This is a genomic window from Neptuniibacter sp. QD48_11 (assembly GCF_047778095.1).
Classification (GTDB): domain Bacteria; phylum Pseudomonadota; class Gammaproteobacteria; order Pseudomonadales; family Balneatricaceae; genus Neptuniibacter.
On the sequence record NZ_CP180551.1, the window covers coordinates 404229 to 419921 of the forward strand.

The following is a 15693-nucleotide window of genomic DNA, read 5'->3' on the forward strand; positions in this document are numbered from 1 at the left end:
CTGTGATTCCAGACGCCTTCGGGTTATATGGTCAAGTGACTAAGCGTGCACGGTGGATGCCTTGGCAGTCAGAGGCGATGAAGGACGTTGTAACCTGCGATAAGGTTCGGGGAGGTGGTAAACAACCTTTGATCCGGACATTTCCGAATGGGGAAACCCACCTATTTATAGGTATCTTTTAACTGAATACATAGGTTATTAGAGGCGAACCTGGGGAACTGAAACATCTAAGTACCCAGAGGAAAAGAAATCAACCGAGATTCCCTAAGTAGCGGCGAGCGAACGGGGACCAGCCCTTAAGCTTTATTAGATTTAACAGAACACTCTGGAAAGTGTGGCCATAGTGGGTGATAGCCCCGTATGTGAAAGGTCTTTTAAAGTGAAATCGAGTAGGACGGCACACGTGAAACGCTGTCTGAATATGGGGGGACCATCCTCCAAGGCTAAATACTCCTGACTGACCGATAGTGAACCAGTACCGTGAGGGAAAGGCGAAAAGAACCCCTGTGAGGGGAGTGAAATAGACCCTGAAACCGTGTACGTACAAGCAGTGGGAGCCGTTTTCGGACGGTGACTGCGTACCTTTTGTATAATGGGTCAGCGACTTACTTTTAGTGGCAAGGTTAAGCATTTGCGGAGCCGTAGGGAAACCGAGTCTTAATAGGGCGTCCAGTCGCTAGGAGTAGACCCGAAACCGAGTGATCTATCCATGGGCAGGTTGAAGATGCAGTAACATGCATTGGAGGACCGAACCGACTGTCGTTGAAAAGCCAGCGGATGACTTGTGGATAGGAGTGAAAGGCTAATCAAACTCGGAGATAGCTGGTTCTCCTCGAAAACTATTTAGGTAGTGCCTCGTGTCTAACCATGGGGGTAGAGCACTGTTTCGGCTAGGGGTCATCCCGACTTACCAACCCGATGCAAACTCCGAATACCCATGAGTTCAATCACGGGAGACACACGGCGGGTGCTAACGTCCGTCGTGGAAAGGGAAACAACCCAGACCGTCAGCTAAGGTCCCAAAGTTTATGCTAAGTGGGAAACGATGTGGGAAGGCTTAGACAGCTAGGAGGTTGGCTTAGAAGCAGCCACCCTTTAAAGAAAGCGTAATAGCTCACTAGTCGAGTCGGCCCGCGCGGAAGATATAACGGGGCTAAGCATAACACCGAAGCTACGGATGCACTTTGTGCATGGTAGAGGAGCGTTCTGTAAGCTGTTGAAGCGGAAGCTGTAAGGCACCGTGGAGGTATCAGAAGTGCGAATGCTGACATGAGTAACGATAAGGGAGGTGAAAACCCTCCCCGCCGGAAGACCAAGGGTTCCTATCCAACGCTATTCGAGGTAGGGTGAGTCGGCCCCTAAGGAGAGGCTGAAGAGCGTATCCGATGGGAAACAGGTTAATATTCCTGTACTGCTCATAACTGCGATGGGGGGACGGAGAAGGCTAGGCTAGCGCGGCGTTGGTTGTCCGCGTTTAAGGTAGTAGGTTGAGGACTTAGGCAAATCCGGGTCCTTAAGACCGAGAACCGATGACGAGGTCCTTTATGGACTGAAGTAGTTGATGCCATGCTTCCAGGAAAATCCTCTAAGCTTCAGGTTATGACTAACCGTACCCTAAACCGACACAGGTGGTCAGGTAGAGAATACTAAGGCGTATGAGAAAACTCGGGTGAAGGAACTAGGCAAAATGGCACCGTAACTTCGGGAGAAGGTGCGCCGCTGACGGTGATGAGACTTGCTCTCTAAGCTGTTGGCGGTCGAAGATACCAGGTGGCTGCGACTGTTTATTAAAAACATAGCACTCTGCAAACTCGAAAGAGGACGTATAGGGTGTGACGCCTGCCCGGTGCCGGAAGGTTAATTGATGGGGTTAGCGTATGCGAAGCTCTTGATCGAAGCCCCGGTAAACGGCGGCCGTAACTATAACGGTCCTAAGGTAGCGAAATTCCTTGTCGGGTAAGTTCCGACCTGCACGAATGGCGTAACGATGGCCACACTGTCTCCACCCGAGACTCAGTGAAATTGAAATAGCTGTTAAGATGCAGTTTACCCGCGGCTAGACGGAAAGACCCCGTGAACCTTTACTACAGCTTCACAGTGGACTTTGACATTACTTGTGTAGAATAGCTGGGAGGCTTTGAAACTTGGACGCCAGTTCAGGTGGAGCCACCTTTGAAATACCAGCCTGGTAATGTTGAGGTTCTAACCCAGTTCCCTAAGCGGGATCGGGGACATTGTGTGGTGGGTAGTTTGACTGGGGCGGTCTCCTCCCAAAGAGTAACGGAGGAGCACGAAGGTACCCTCAGCATGGTCGGAAATCATGCAATGAGCGCAAGAGTAGAAGGGTGCTTGACTGCGAGACAGACACGTCGAGCAGGTACGAAAGTAGGTTCTAGTGATCCGGTGGTTCTGTATGGAAGGGCCATCGCTCAACGGATAAAAGGTACTCCGGGGATAACAGGCTGATACCGCCCAAGAGTTCACATCGACGGCGGTGTTTGGCACCTCGATGTCGGCTCATCACATCCTGGGGCTGAAGCCGGTCCCAAGGGTATGGCTGTTCGCCATTTAAAGTGGTACGCGAGCTGGGTTTAGAACGTCGTGAGACAGTTCGGTCCCTATCTGCCGTGGGCGTTTGAGATTTGAGAAGAGTTGCTCCTAGTACGAGAGGACCGGAGTGAACGAACCTCTGGTGTACCGGTTGTGATGCCAATTGCATTGCCGGGTAGCTACGTTCGGACGGGATAACCGCTGAAAGCATCTAAGCGGGAAGCCTCCTTCAAGATGAGATCTCACTGGGAACTTGATTCCCCTAAAGGGCCGTTGAAGACTACGACGTTGATAGGTTGGGTGTGGAAGCGCTGTGAGGCGTTGAGCTAACCAATACTAATTGCCCGTGAGGCTTGACCATATAACGCCCAAGGCGTTTGGTAAGTGACTTGTAAGATATGTAAGACGATAGAGAGTAACGAATTAGCGCGTAGTTAAGCTACAGTCGATAAACTATCTAGATCAAATAAAAGAAGAATCAGATCTAAGTTGTAACAGTTTTGCTTGGCGACCATAGAGTTGTGGAACCACCTGAATCCATCCCGAACTCAGACGTGAAACGCAACATCGCCGATGGTAGTGTGGGGCTTCCCCATGTGAGAGTAGGTCATCGCCAAGCATTTAATTAAGAGAAAACCCCGGTCACGCTGTGATCGGGGTTTTTTCGTTGTGGGCAATAAAATACGGTTAAGAGCGGATAGGCGCTGCTTGGAGCGGATAAAAACAAGTAAAAGCAGATAAGTCCGTAAGGGTGAGTTGTCTTAATTAATCCTAATACTAAACTGAACAGCTGTCCTTCGCTGTCCTTCGCTGTCCTTCGCTGTCCTTCGCTGTCCTTCGCTGTCCTTCGCTGTCCTTTGCATCCATCGAAGCTAAGAAACTTGCTGCTTAATCATCCTTGTATCTATACTGCTTCTGAGGATTCGGTCTTATAGAGGCGAAAGGTGTTGGTAATGAAGAGCGTTAAGTTCTATTTTAATTGTTGTTTTATGTCATTAATGGCTGTTATCTCTGCTTCTTTGCAAGCAGAAGAGTGTAAGGTTTTAACGGCGACAGGGAATTCAGAATACCCACCGTATCTTTGGCGTGCTGATGATGGCAGTACCGATCTGTTAGGTGCGAATCGTTTGATTATGGATGAGCTAGGTAAGCGCTTGGGTGTTGAGATTCAACTTCAGGATGTCGGTTCATGGGCCAGAGCGCAGGATATGCTTCGTTCCGGCAGGATTGATTTGATGGCTGGGGCTTTTTATACGATCCCTCGAAACCAGTATATGGATTATGTTTATCCAGCTTTCCTCAATACAAAGAGTGTTGTTTGGCGGCGTAAAGGGTCTGGTCTTGTATACGATAAGCGAGAAGACCTTATTGGAAGGTCGGGTGTAACTGTAATAAACAATAGTTTTGGTCAAGAGTTTGATGAGTACGCCAAGGCTAATTTGAATTTGCAGTATGTTGCGTCTCTTAAACAGGCGTTCCTGATGATTAAACGGTCAAGAGCTGACTACGCGTTGTATGAGCAGAACCCAGGATTGGCTTATGCTGACTTGCTTGGCTATAAATCAGATCTTGAAGTGCTAGACCCAGCTATTAGTAGTGAGGGTTTGTATCTTACTGTTTCACATAAATCTAAATGCAACACAGGTGCTTTAAGAGGGATGTTAGCTAAAGCAATAAGGGATATGGAGATAGATGGTTTTATGGCTAATGCTTTAACAGTAAGTCTTAAAAACTGGAATGAGTTTTCTGCAAAGTAGTGTGGTTAATTGTAAAAAGCCCGGCATTAGCCGGGCTTTTTATTTGTTAATGTAGTTTTGAAATTACTGCGGTTAATTGTTCGCTCGCAAATGATAGCTGCTCTGCTTGTTGTTTATTTGTTTCAGCTGCAGATTTTGTGTGTTGGCTTAATGTATTGGTTGTCTCAATTGTATCTGCTATTTCTGAGGTTACAGAGGTTTGCTCTTCTGTTGACGATGCTATTAAAACACTCATATCGTTAATTTCACTGATTGAGTTTCTAATGATTTTAATTGCTTCTTGAGCGTCTTTTGCAAGATTTACAGTGTCGGTTGCAGCTCTTTGTTGGATCCCCATCTTCTCAACAGTTTGCTCGGTCGTTTGATTTAAACGGGTTGTGATTCTTTGAATTTCATCTGCCGATTTTGCGGTGTTTGCTGCAAGGTTTCTCACCTCATCTGCTACTACAGCAAACCCGCGACCTGTTTCCCCTGCTCGAGCTGCTTCGATTGCTGCGTTTAAGGCCAATAAGTTGGTTTGTTCTGCGAAGCCTTGGATTACACCGAGTACATTTTGTATGGCAATAGAATCTTCTTGTAACGCGTTCAGTGATTCTGATGTTGCTGCAATTTCATTGTTTAACTTATCTATATGATCACCCGTAGCTTTAATTTGTTCATAACCTTTATTTGCCAGTTGCGAGGCTTCTAGTGTTGCTGAGCTACTCTGTGTTGCTCTTGTTGCTACTTCAGTAAATGAGCTGTTTAGCTGTGTAATTTGTACTACAGCATTTTCAGTGGCTGCTTGTTGCTGTTGTATTGTGTTTTCTAGCTGTGTTGCTTCTGTTATTGCGCTGTTTTGGAGTTGTCTTAAATTGTTTGTTTCCTGCTGGATATCCATAAGGAATTCTTTGAAGAAGCATTGCAGTCTGTCTATAGCGCTATTGAGCGTTTCGGCTTCGGTTAGTCTTGAGTCTATTTGAATGTTGCTGCTAAATTTTCCATGTGACAGTTGATCTATATACTCCGTTGTTGCGATCAGGATGCTGCCTAATTTACGAAGTAATATGTTCATGGATATGCCAGTTGCAATAATCAGAACGGTGCAAATTGTCATGATTAGATATACCGAAAACTGAATGTCCTCATATCTATCTGCGATATTGCTTGAGATGCTTGCCACTGAGTGTTCTAAATTAGCCACATTTTTCTGTGCAGCAGAGCTTGATTCAGTTTTTTGTTGACTGAACTTTTTCGCATTTTGAAGTTCTTTTGGGTAGCGATTAACAAGATCTTTGATGTTTGCTATAGGTTCATCACCAATCTCTTCTTTGTCGTTATCGCTCGCCATTTCGGTTGCAAGGCCTAGCAAAGAGGAGAGGCCATCTTCGTCTTCTGCTTCTTTGAATATGCCGAGTCGTTCAAGCTTGTTAATTGCTTCTGCGTCTTTCTTAAGTTCAGAAAGGATAAATTGAATCTGTTGTAGGCTCTCGCTTTTGTTATTTTCAAAGTAGCTTTGGCGGCTATGGCTGAGTAGAACAGTGTTTTTTTGCAGGCTAAATAGTAAATCTACATAGCTATTCTTGATAGGGTTTTGGTCGTAGCTTACTTTGTCTGCATATTCTTTGACGGATTGTATGGCGTCGTTTAATTCTCTTTCATTGTGTATGAGTAGTACTTCTGGTTGTGCAAGTTTGCCTGCAGCGCGCATTTCAGTGAGAGTTTTGTCCTTTATGTTCTTTAATTGACCTAGAACGCCAGCTTGTATCTCTTCTGGTAAGTTTCTTTGTGTACTTTCTGAAAGCACTTCAAGATTCTTTTCTATTGTCGTCAGTAAAGTTGCATCCCCTGTCATCAAATACTTTGAGACAGGCTGTTCTAGCTTTATGTAGATTTCATTAATGTAGCCATGATAGTTGTCTTTCATTTTGAAGGCGGAATCTAGGCGTTCTAAGGACCAAAAAATAGCGGCAGCCAATAAAATTACGATTAGGGCTAATGTTATGCTCGCAATGCGTGTAATTGTCGAAATCTTCATAGTCGAAATCTTCATAAGAGGCCTTATGTTTATGAGAGCGGTGTTTGATACAGTTTCTTGCAGTGCTTTTTACTTCAATAATGTGACAGATGTGTTAATTGACCGTTTGTTACATAACTCTTTTCATTGACTGTGATGGACAGATTGGCGAATTTGGCATAGAATGCAGTCGTTTTGCCTAAGGCAAAATTTACACACAGGTTTCTAAAACAAAAAAGCGAGGTTAACTTCAGGTTTTACCTCGCTTTTTTGCACGTATCGTTTCTGATTTTTGTTGTTGCGCATTTACGCGGGGAGGTTCAATTGGCGAGACCAGCCATTCTTGCTCTTGAAGACGGAAGCATTTTCAAGGGCGTAGCCATTGGCGCAGACGGTCTGTCTAGCGGCGAGGTTGTATTTAATACCTCTATGACGGGTTACCAGGAGATCCTAACGGATCCATCATACTGCCGTCAGATTGTTACCCTGACATATCCACATATTGGTAATACTGGCACCAATACGGAAGATGAAGAATCTTCTCGCACGTGGGCTGCTGGTTTAGTCATTCGTGACCTTCCATTGGTTGCGAGTAACTTCCGTAATGAAAAGAACCTTGATGATTATCTTAAGGATAACAATATCGTTGGTATCGCTGATATTGATACACGACGTTTAACACGTATTTTGCGTGAAAAGGGTTCTCTTAACGGTTGCATTATGGCCGGTGATATTGATGAAGCTAAAGCGCTAGCTGAAGCTAAATCGTTCCCGGGTCTAAAAGGTATGGATCTAGCTCAAGTTGTTACAACTGAAGAGACATACGAGTGGACTTCTTCTACTTGGAAGCTAGGCCAAGGTCATGAAGAGAAAGTCGCAGCAGATCAAGAGTTTCATGTTGTTGCATATGACTATGGTGTGAAACGCAATATTTTGCGCATGTTGGTTGAACGCGGTTGCCGCCTAACGGTTGTTCCTGCCAAAACACCTGCTGCAGAAGTGCTTGCGTTGAATCCAGATGGCGTATTCCTATCTAATGGCCCTGGTGATCCAGAACCATGTGATTACGCAATTGCTGCAATCGAAGAGATCTGCAAAACAGATCTACCTGTATTTGGTATCTGCTTGGGCCATCAGCTACTAGCGTTGGCTTCTGGTGCTAAGACAGTAAAAATGAAGTTTGGTCATCATGGTGCTAACCACCCAGTTCAAGATTTGGATGGCAAGCAAGTGATGATTACCTCTCAAAACCACGGTTTTGCTGTTGACGAAGATGCGCTTCCAGAAAATGTGCGTGCTACGCATAAGTCTCTGTTTGATGGCTCTTTGCAGGGTATTGAGAGAACAGATCGTGCGGCATTTAGTTTCCAGGGTCACCCTGAAGCTAGCCCAGGCCCACACGATGTAGCGCCTCTATTTGATCGCTTCATCGAAGATATGAAGGCTGCGAAAGCTTAATCGCAGTTCGGCCTGAGTTTACAGGCTTTTGAAACGATACAAGGCAGGTGTGAATTAGCCGCCTGCCGCAGTTATTAACTGATACGACTGGTTTATTACCGATGCCAAAACGTACGGACTTAAAAAGTATTTTGATTCTTGGTGCTGGCCCGATTGTTATCGGTCAGGCATGTGAATTTGACTATTCTGGCGCACAAGCTTGTAAAGCGCTGCGTGAAGAAGGTTACCGCGTCATTCTGGTTAACTCTAACCCTGCGACCATTATGACTGATCCAGCGATGGCTGACTCAACTTACATTGAGCCAATCAACTGGAAGACAGTAGAAAAGATTATTGCCAAAGAAAAGCCAGACGCGCTTCTGCCTACAATGGGTGGTCAGACTGCATTGAACTGTGCTTTGGATCTTGAGCGTGAAGGCGTTCTTGAGAAATATGGCGTTGAAATGATCGGTGCGAACGCTGACACAATCGATAAAGCGGAAGACCGTGATCGTTTCGATAAAGCGATGAAAGCGATTGGTCTTGAGTGTCCACGTGCATCTATTGCACATAGCATGGAAGAAGCGTTGCAGGTTCAAGCGCAACTAGGCTTCCCATGTATCATCCGTCCATCCTTTACTATGGGTGGTACCGGTGGTGGTATCGCATACAACAAAGAAGAGTTCATCGAAATTTGTGAGCGTGGCCTAGATCTGTCACCAACAAGTGAATTGTTAATCGATGAATCTTTGATCGGTTGGAAAGAGTACGAGATGGAAGTTGTTCGTGACAAAAACGACAACTGCATCATCGTTTGTGCGATCGAGAACTTCGATGCAATGGGTGTTCACACAGGTGATTCTATCACTGTTGCACCAGCGCAAACGCTTACTGATAAAGAATATCAAATCATGCGTAATGCCTCTTTGGCAGTACTGCGTGAAATCGGTGTAGAAACTGGCGGTTCTAACGTACAGTTTGGTGTAAACCCGAAAGATGGCCGTATGGTAGTAATCGAGATGAACCCTCGTGTATCTCGTTCTTCTGCTTTGGCATCTAAAGCGACAGGCTTCCCAATTGCAAAAGTAGCTGCGAAGCTAGCAATTGGTTACACACTAGATGAGCTACAAAACGATATCACTGGCGGTGCTACGCCAGCGTCTTTCGAGCCATCTATTGACTACGTTGTTACTAAGATCCCTCGTTTCACTTTCGAGAAATTCCCGCAGGCAAATGATCGTCTGACAACTCAGATGAAGTCTGTTGGTGAGGTTATGGCAATTGGCCGTACTCAGCAGGAATCTCTACAGAAAGCGCTTCGCGGTCTAGAGGTTGGTGCGACTGGTTTTGACCCAATTATCGACATTACTAGCGAAGATGCACGTTCTACGATCGTACGTGAGATGAAAGAGCCGGGTGCAGAGCGTATCTGGTACCTAGGCGATGCATTCCGTATGGGCATGAGCGTTGAAGAGCTATACGAGATCAGCGGTATTGATCCTTGGTTCTTGGTTCAAGTAGAAGACATTATCAAAGATGAGCAGCGCGTATCTGAGATGGCAATGTCCGATCTTGATAAAGATGCTGTGTTCCGTCTTAAGCGTAAAGGTTTCTCTGATGAACGCTTGGCAACTCTTCTTGGTGTTTCTGAGAAGCAGTTCCGTAAGCATCGTCATAACCTAGATGTGCGTCCAGTTTATAAGCGCGTTGATACCTGTGCGGCTGAATTCGCGTCTGATACTGCTTATATGTACTCCTCTTATGAAGAAGAGTGTGAAGCGAATCCTTCTGACCGTGACAAGATCATGGTTATTGGTGGTGGCCCAAACCGTATCGGTCAAGGTATAGAGTTTGACTACTGCTGCGTACACGCAGCACTTGCAGCGCGTGACGACGGTTTCGAAACAATCATGGTTAACTGTAACCCTGAGACTGTTTCTACTGACTACGATACTTCAGATCGTCTGTTCTTCGAGCCAATCACACTGGAAGATGTGCTTGAGATCGTAAATGTTGAGAAGCCAAAAGGTGTTATCGTTCAGTATGGTGGTCAGACGCCACTGAAACTGGCTGTTGCACTTGAGCAGGCTGGCGTACCAATTATCGGTACTTCTCCAGAAGCGATTGACCGTGCAGAAGACCGTGAGCAGTTCCAGCAAATGCTGAAGCGCCTTGGTCTTAAGCAGCCAGAAAACGCAACTGTACGTTCTTTAGAAGAAGCGATCATCGAAGCTGATAAGCTTGGTTACCCACTAGTTGTTCGTCCATCTTATGTGCTAGGTGGTCGTGCAATGGAGATCGTGTACAAAGAGGAAGAGCTACGCCGCTACATGAATACTGCGGTACAGGTATCTAACGACGCGCCAGTATTGTTGGATCACTTCCTAAATGCAGCGGTTGAAGTTGATATTGATGCCGTTTGTGACGGTAAAGATGTAGTTATCGGTGCAATCATGCAGCATATCGAGCAAGCGGGTGTTCACTCTGGTGACTCTGCATGTTCATTCCCTCCGTATAGTCTTGCTGATGATGTTCAAGATGAAATGCGTGAGATGGTACGTAAGATGGCGTTGGAGCTAGGTGTGGTTGGCCTAATGAATACCCAGCTTGCATATCAGGATGGTGAAATTTACGTGATCGAGGTTAACCCTCGTGCATCCCGTACTGTACCGTTTGTTTCTAAGTGTATCGGTGTTTCTCTAGCGAAAATCGGTGCGCAGGTAATGACTGGTAAGACTCTAGCTGAACTTGGTTTCACTAAAGAGATCGTACCAACATTGTTCAACGTGAAAGAAGCTGTATTCCCGTTCAACAAGTTCCAAGGTGTTGACCCAATTCTATCCCCTGAGATGAAATCTACTGGTGAAGTAATGGGTGTTGGCGCTACCTTCGGTGAAGCGTTCATGAAGGCGCAGATCGGTGCGGGTGAAACTATGCCGCAAGCGGGTAAAGCGTTCATCTCTGTACGTGAAGTTGATAAAGATGCTTCCATGCAGATTGCTAAAGATCTAGCTGAACTAGGCTTCTCTCTAGTGGCTACTCGCGGTACTGCTAAGCTTATGGCTGAACAGGGTCTTGAGGTTGAAGTTGTAAACAAAGTGATGGAAGGTCGTCCAAACATTGTTGATATGATCAAGAATGATGAGATCGCTTACATTGTGAATACAACAGAAGGCCGTAAAGCGATCGAAGATTCTGCTGATATTCGTCGTAGCGCTCTTCAGCATAAAGTGCCATATACCACTACATTGGCAGGTGCTGAAGCGATTACTATGGCACTGCAGTACGGTGAAGAGAAAGAAGTTCGTCGCGTTCAGGATATAGGAGCATAATTGTGAATCGTGTACCTATGACTGCAGCAGGTGAGAAAGCGCTTCGTGAAGAGCTTGATCAACTGAAAACTGTAGATCGTCCACGCGTAATTGCTGATATTGCAGAAGCGCGTGAACACGGTGACCTGAAGGAAAACGCTGAATACCATGCTGCTCGCGAGCAGCAGGGTTTCATCGAAGGTCGTATTCAGGAGCTGGAAGCTAAGCTGTCTAACTGTCAAGTTATTGATGTAACAGCTATTCCGCGCTCTGGTAAAGTTATCTTCGGTACTACAGTAACTATCATTAACTTAGATACAGATGAGTCTAAGACTTATCAGATCGTAGGTGATGATGAAGCTGATATTAAAGCGAACAAGATCTCAGTTAATTCACCGATCGCTCGTGGCCTAGTCGGCAAAGAGGAAGGTGATATCGTAAATATTCAGACGCCGGGTGGCGCTACTGAATATGAGATTGATGAGGTTGCTCATATCTGAGCGGACTAAAAAGGGTGCCTAGGCACCCTTTTTAGTATTTATGCTGTTTGAATAGCTTGCTAAGTAGATATTAACGTAACAAGTTAGATAGTTTTGGGTTTGGCTCAAGCGCTCTACGATAAATTAGCGCAATGTGACCAATCTCTTGCACAATCTCAGCTTCAACGATTTCGCATAGTTCGCGAATCAGTTGTTTTTTAACGTCGCGATCACCAACAGCAAACTTTACCTTGATCAACTCGTGATCTTCTAAAGCGCGATCGACTTCAAGTTGAATAGCTTCAGTTAGGCCTTTTCCTGCTACAGTTACTAGAGGATTAAGTTTGTGGCCTATAGTGCGGTAATGCTTCTTTTGCTCAGTGCTCAAGCTCATATTAAAATACGTTGCCTCAAAGTTTAGCTGGGCGTTTAATGCGGATATTATTTAATAACCTAGTCCAGCATATTTAATTAATTATATTTTACCTGAGTTATGCGGTTCTGAGTAGCACATGGCTCATTCAATCCAGAGAGTGAAACGAAGTGGCGAAAGCATCAAGTAGTGAACGTTGGTTAAAAGAACACTTTGATGATCATTGGGTGAAGAAATCCAAAGAGCTCGGTTATAGATCGCGTGCTAGTTTTAAGCTGATTGAATTAGATGAAAAAGATAAGCTGCTTAAGCAGGGGATGACTGTTGTAGATCTCGGTGCAGCGCCTGGCGGTTGGTCTCAAGTGGCTGCTGAGCGTGTAGGTGATCACGGTCGAGTGGTCGCATCGGATATTTTGCCAATGGATAGTATGGCTGGTGTAGAGTTCGTTCAAGGCGACTTCACTGAAGAGGAAGTACTGCATAAGATCCTAAATGCTTTAGGAGATGAGCCAGCAGACCTTGTAATTTCAGATATGGCCCCCAATATGAGTGGTATGTCTGCTGTTGATCAACCGGCAGCGATGTATTTGGTTGAACTTGCTTTGGATATGGCGCGCGAGGTTTTAAAACCTGGTGGTACGTTTGTCGCTAAAGTATTCCAAGGTGAAGGATTTGATCAATATTTAAAAGATATGCGTACAAGTTTTAACAAAGTGGTTACGCGTAAGCCTGATTCTTCTCGAGCTCGTTCTCGTGAAGTCTACCTTTTAGGTAAAGGTTTTAAAGGTTAATTAGTGTTTTAGTGGTCAATTGTGGCCGCATAGTATAGTGTTTAGCGTTTTCTAATAACGCAAACAAAATCAGCAAATTGAGGGTATTCCATTGAATGATATGGCGAAAAATCTAGTTCTATGGCTGGTGATCGCAGCGGTATTGCTGACTGTTTTTAATAATTTTAATGAGAAGGCTGAGTCTAATCGACTAAGTTACTCCGATTTCGTCAAAGAAGTTCAGGATGATCGTGTAACTAAAGTCATTATTGATGGCTATATTATTCAGGGCCAACGTTCTAACGGTGATATGTTTGAAACCGTACGCCCAGCACTTCAAGATCCTAAGCTGGTTGATGATCTAATCAATCACAATGTTGTGATTGAAGGTAAGCAGCCAGAACAGCAGAGCATTTGGACTCAATTGCTAGTCGCTTCTTTCCCTATCCTTGTAATTATCGCTGTGTTCATGTTCTTTATGCGTCAAATGCAAGGTGGCGGTGGGAAAGGCGGTCCAATGTCTTTCGGTAAGTCTAAAGCGCGCATGATGAGCGAAGATCAGATTAAAACGACTTTCGATGATGTTGCTGGCGTTGAAGAGGCGAAGGAAGATGTTCGTGAACTTGTAGATTTTCTTCGTGACCCGGGCAAATTCCAGCGCCTAGGCGGTCACATCCCGCGAGGCGTTCTGATGGCGGGTAATCCGGGTACCGGTAAAACATTGCTGGCGAAAGCGATTGCTGGTGAAGCAAAAGTACCTTTCTTTAGTATTTCTGGTTCTGACTTCGTAGAAATGTTCGTGGGTGTGGGTGCGTCCCGTGTTCGTGATATGTTCGATCAAGCGAAGAAAAATGCGCCATGTATCATCTTTATCGATGAGATCGATGCTGTAGGCCGTCACCGTGGTGTTGGTATGGGTGGTGGTAATGATGAGCGTGAACAGACATTGAACCAACTGTTGGTAGAGATGGATGGCTTTGAAGGTAGTGAAGGCATTATCGTAATTGCTGCGACTAACCGTCCAGACGTACTTGATCCTGCGCTTCTGCGTCCAGGTCGTTTTGACCGTCAGGTACATGTAGGTCTGCCAGATATTCTTGGTCGTGAGAAGATTCTTAAGGTTCACATGCGTAAAGTGCCATTGGGTGAAGATGTTAAGCCTGATCTAATCGCACGTGGTACGCCGGGTTTCTCTGGTGCAGATCTAGCGAACCTTGTAAACGAAGCAGCACTCTTTGCGGCACGTGCTAACAAACGCACCGTGAGTATGATTCAGTTTGAGCAAGCGAAAGACAAAATTATGATGGGCGCTGAGCGTAAATCTATGGTGATGTCTGAAAAAGAGCGCTTGAATACAGCATACCATGAAGCTGGTCACGCGATTGTTGGTCGTTTAATGCCAGAGCATGATCCTGTGTATAAAGTTTCTATTATTCCGCGCGGTCGTGCCTTAGGTGTGACTATGTTCTTGCCTGAAGAAGATCGTTATAGCCATAGCCGTCAATCTATCTTGTCTAACATTTGTTCACTTTACGGTGGCCGAATTGCGGAAGAGATGACACTGGGTAAAGAAGGTGTAACCACAGGTGCATCTAACGATATTCAGCGTGCGACTTCATTTGCTCGTAGCATGGTAGCGAAATGGGGTTTGAGTGAAGAGCTTGGGCCATTACTATACGACGAGGAAGAGTCAGATCCATTTAACCGTGGCTATGGTCAAGGTGCTAAACCGCTAGCAGAAGAGACGCAGCGTCGTATTGACACTGAAACGCGCAAGATTATCGATGAGTGTTACCAGAAGGCAGAGCAAATTCTGGAAGATAATCGCGATATTCTAGAGACTATGTGTCAGGCTCTGATGAAGTATGAAACGATTGATAGTAAGCAGATCGATCAGCTAATGAATCGTGAAGAAGTATCTGCTCCAGAAGGTTGGGTGGAAGAAGACAAAAGCGGTTCAGATCATGGTGCCAGAGAAAACGTAAATGCTGATACTGATGCTGAATCGAAGGCTGATGATCGATCAGATGATGATTCAGATCAGGACATTCCGCGCTCACCGGATAATAATATTCACTAAATACAAGGTGAATATGAAAAGGCTGGCTTTGTAGAAAGTCAGCCTTTTTTCATTGTATAACGTAATGAAGAACAGGATCTATGCGCCAGTTAGTCTGTGGTAATCGAACTCTAAACTTAGCTGATACCCATGTTATGGGGATTTTGAATGTTACGCCCGACTCGTTCTCAGATGGCGGAACGTTGTATTCCAATCAGCAAGTAAGATTGGATAGTGTTATTCGACAAGCTGAAGGGATGGTGGCCGACGGTGCGACTATCTTGGATGTGGGTGGCGAATCCACCCGACCAGGCGCTGCTGCAGTGACTCTAGACGAAGAGCTAGGTCGAGTGCTTCCAGTCGTAGAGAAAATTGCATCAGAACTAGATGTAGTTATCTCCGTTGATACCAGTACTCCTGAAGTTATAACTGAGTCAGTTAAACTAGGTGCGGGTTTGATTAATGATGTAAGGGCTTTAGGCCGTGAAGGTGCCTTAGAAGCTGCAGCTAACACAGATCTGCCTATTTGTTTGATGCATATGCAGGGGAGTCCGGCGACAATGCAGAATGCTCCCTCGTATGATGATGTTCTAGATGATGTTGAGTACTTCTTACTGCAGCGAGTGAAAGCGTGCGAAGCGGCGGGGATTACAAAAGATAGATTACTACTAGATCCAGGGTTCGGGTTTGGTAAGAGCGTAGAGCATAATCTACGTCTAATGAATAATTTAGATAGATTGAAGCAACATGACCTGCCTTTATTAATAGGGACGTCAAGAAAATCGATGATAGGGGCTGTTCTCAATAGAGAAGTTGAGCAAAGACTACCGGGTAGCTTAGCCACTGTGGCGCTTGCTGTTATGCAAGGTGCAGAAATAATTCGTGTACATGACGTTGCGGAAACGGTCGATGTAGTGAAGATGACTCGTGCGGTTATGGCTGAGATGGTATGAAAAGGAAT

9 protein-coding genes and 2 rRNA genes are annotated in these 15693 nt (G+C 45.3%); 9 read left to right on the forward strand and 2 right to left on the reverse strand.

Features of this window, described 5'->3' with window-relative positions; translation table 11 throughout:
* Positions 1-29 precede the first annotated feature (29 nt).
* From ACMXYU_RS01860 to ACMXYU_RS01870, 3 genes are all read left to right on the forward strand, one after another.
* A 23S ribosomal RNA gene (locus ACMXYU_RS01860) occupies positions 30-2911 on the forward strand.
* Positions 2912-3053: 142 nt separating this feature from the next.
* Positions 3054-3169: ribosomal RNA gene (gene rrf, locus ACMXYU_RS01865) — 5S ribosomal RNA — on the forward strand.
* Positions 3170-3503: 334 nt separating this feature from the next.
* Positions 3504-4307: a substrate-binding periplasmic protein gene (locus ACMXYU_RS01870; protein WP_415899945.1), complete on the forward strand. Its 804-nt coding sequence runs from the start codon at positions 3504-3506 to the stop codon at positions 4305-4307.
* Between the two features lie 46 nt (positions 4308-4353).
* On the opposite strand, the gene ACMXYU_RS01875 is transcribed toward ACMXYU_RS01870, so the two are convergent.
* Entirely contained in the window at positions 4354-6324 is a 1971-nt protein-coding gene (locus tag ACMXYU_RS01875; RefSeq protein ID WP_415899947.1) for a methyl-accepting chemotaxis protein, read from the reverse strand.
* A gap of 303 nt (positions 6325-6627) precedes the next feature.
* Between ACMXYU_RS01875 and carA the strand changes: the two genes are divergently transcribed.
* The 3 genes from carA to greA all read left to right on the forward strand — a co-directional run bounded on the left by carA (position 6628) and on the right by greA (position 11551).
* Complete coding sequence (carA, locus tag ACMXYU_RS01880) at positions 6628-7761, forward strand: glutamine-hydrolyzing carbamoyl-phosphate synthase small subunit (RefSeq protein ID WP_415899948.1); 1134 nt, start codon at positions 6628-6630, stop codon at positions 7759-7761.
* Between the two features lie 101 nt (positions 7762-7862).
* Positions 7863-11072 carry a carbamoyl-phosphate synthase large subunit gene (carB, locus tag ACMXYU_RS01885; RefSeq protein WP_415899949.1) on the forward strand — a complete coding sequence of 1070 codons (3210 nt, stop codon included), beginning with the start codon at positions 7863-7865 and terminating at the stop codon, positions 11070-11072.
* 2 nt (positions 11073-11074) lie between these two features.
* Positions 11075-11551: a transcription elongation factor GreA gene (gene greA, locus ACMXYU_RS01890; RefSeq protein ID WP_415899950.1), complete on the forward strand. Its 477-nt coding sequence runs from the start codon at positions 11075-11077 to the stop codon at positions 11549-11551.
* Between the two features lie 70 nt (positions 11552-11621).
* On the opposite strand, the gene ACMXYU_RS01895 is transcribed toward greA, so the two are convergent.
* On the reverse strand, positions 11622-11924 hold the full coding sequence (locus ACMXYU_RS01895) for a YhbY family RNA-binding protein (RefSeq protein WP_415883301.1): 303 nt from the start codon (positions 11922-11924) through the stop codon (positions 11622-11624).
* Positions 11925-12073: 149 nt separating this feature from the next.
* Between ACMXYU_RS01895 and rlmE the strand changes: the two genes are divergently transcribed.
* The 3 genes from rlmE (at position 12074) to folP (ending at position 15685) form a co-directional block, all read left to right on the forward strand.
* On the forward strand, positions 12074-12694 hold the full coding sequence (gene rlmE / locus ACMXYU_RS01900; protein ID WP_415899951.1) for a 23S rRNA (uridine(2552)-2'-O)-methyltransferase RlmE: 621 nt from the start codon (positions 12074-12076) through the stop codon (positions 12692-12694).
* Positions 12695-12794: 100 nt separating this feature from the next.
* The gene (ftsH, locus tag ACMXYU_RS01905) at positions 12795-14753 is read left to right on the forward strand and encodes an ATP-dependent zinc metalloprotease FtsH (protein ID WP_415899952.1); all 1959 of its coding nucleotides are present in this window, start codon (positions 12795-12797) and stop codon (positions 14751-14753) included.
* 80 nt (positions 14754-14833) lie between these two features.
* Positions 14834-15685, forward strand: coding sequence for a dihydropteroate synthase (gene folP / locus ACMXYU_RS01910; RefSeq protein WP_415899953.1), 852 nt, complete (start codon positions 14834-14836; stop codon positions 15683-15685).
* Positions 15686-15693: the final 8 nt, after the last annotated feature.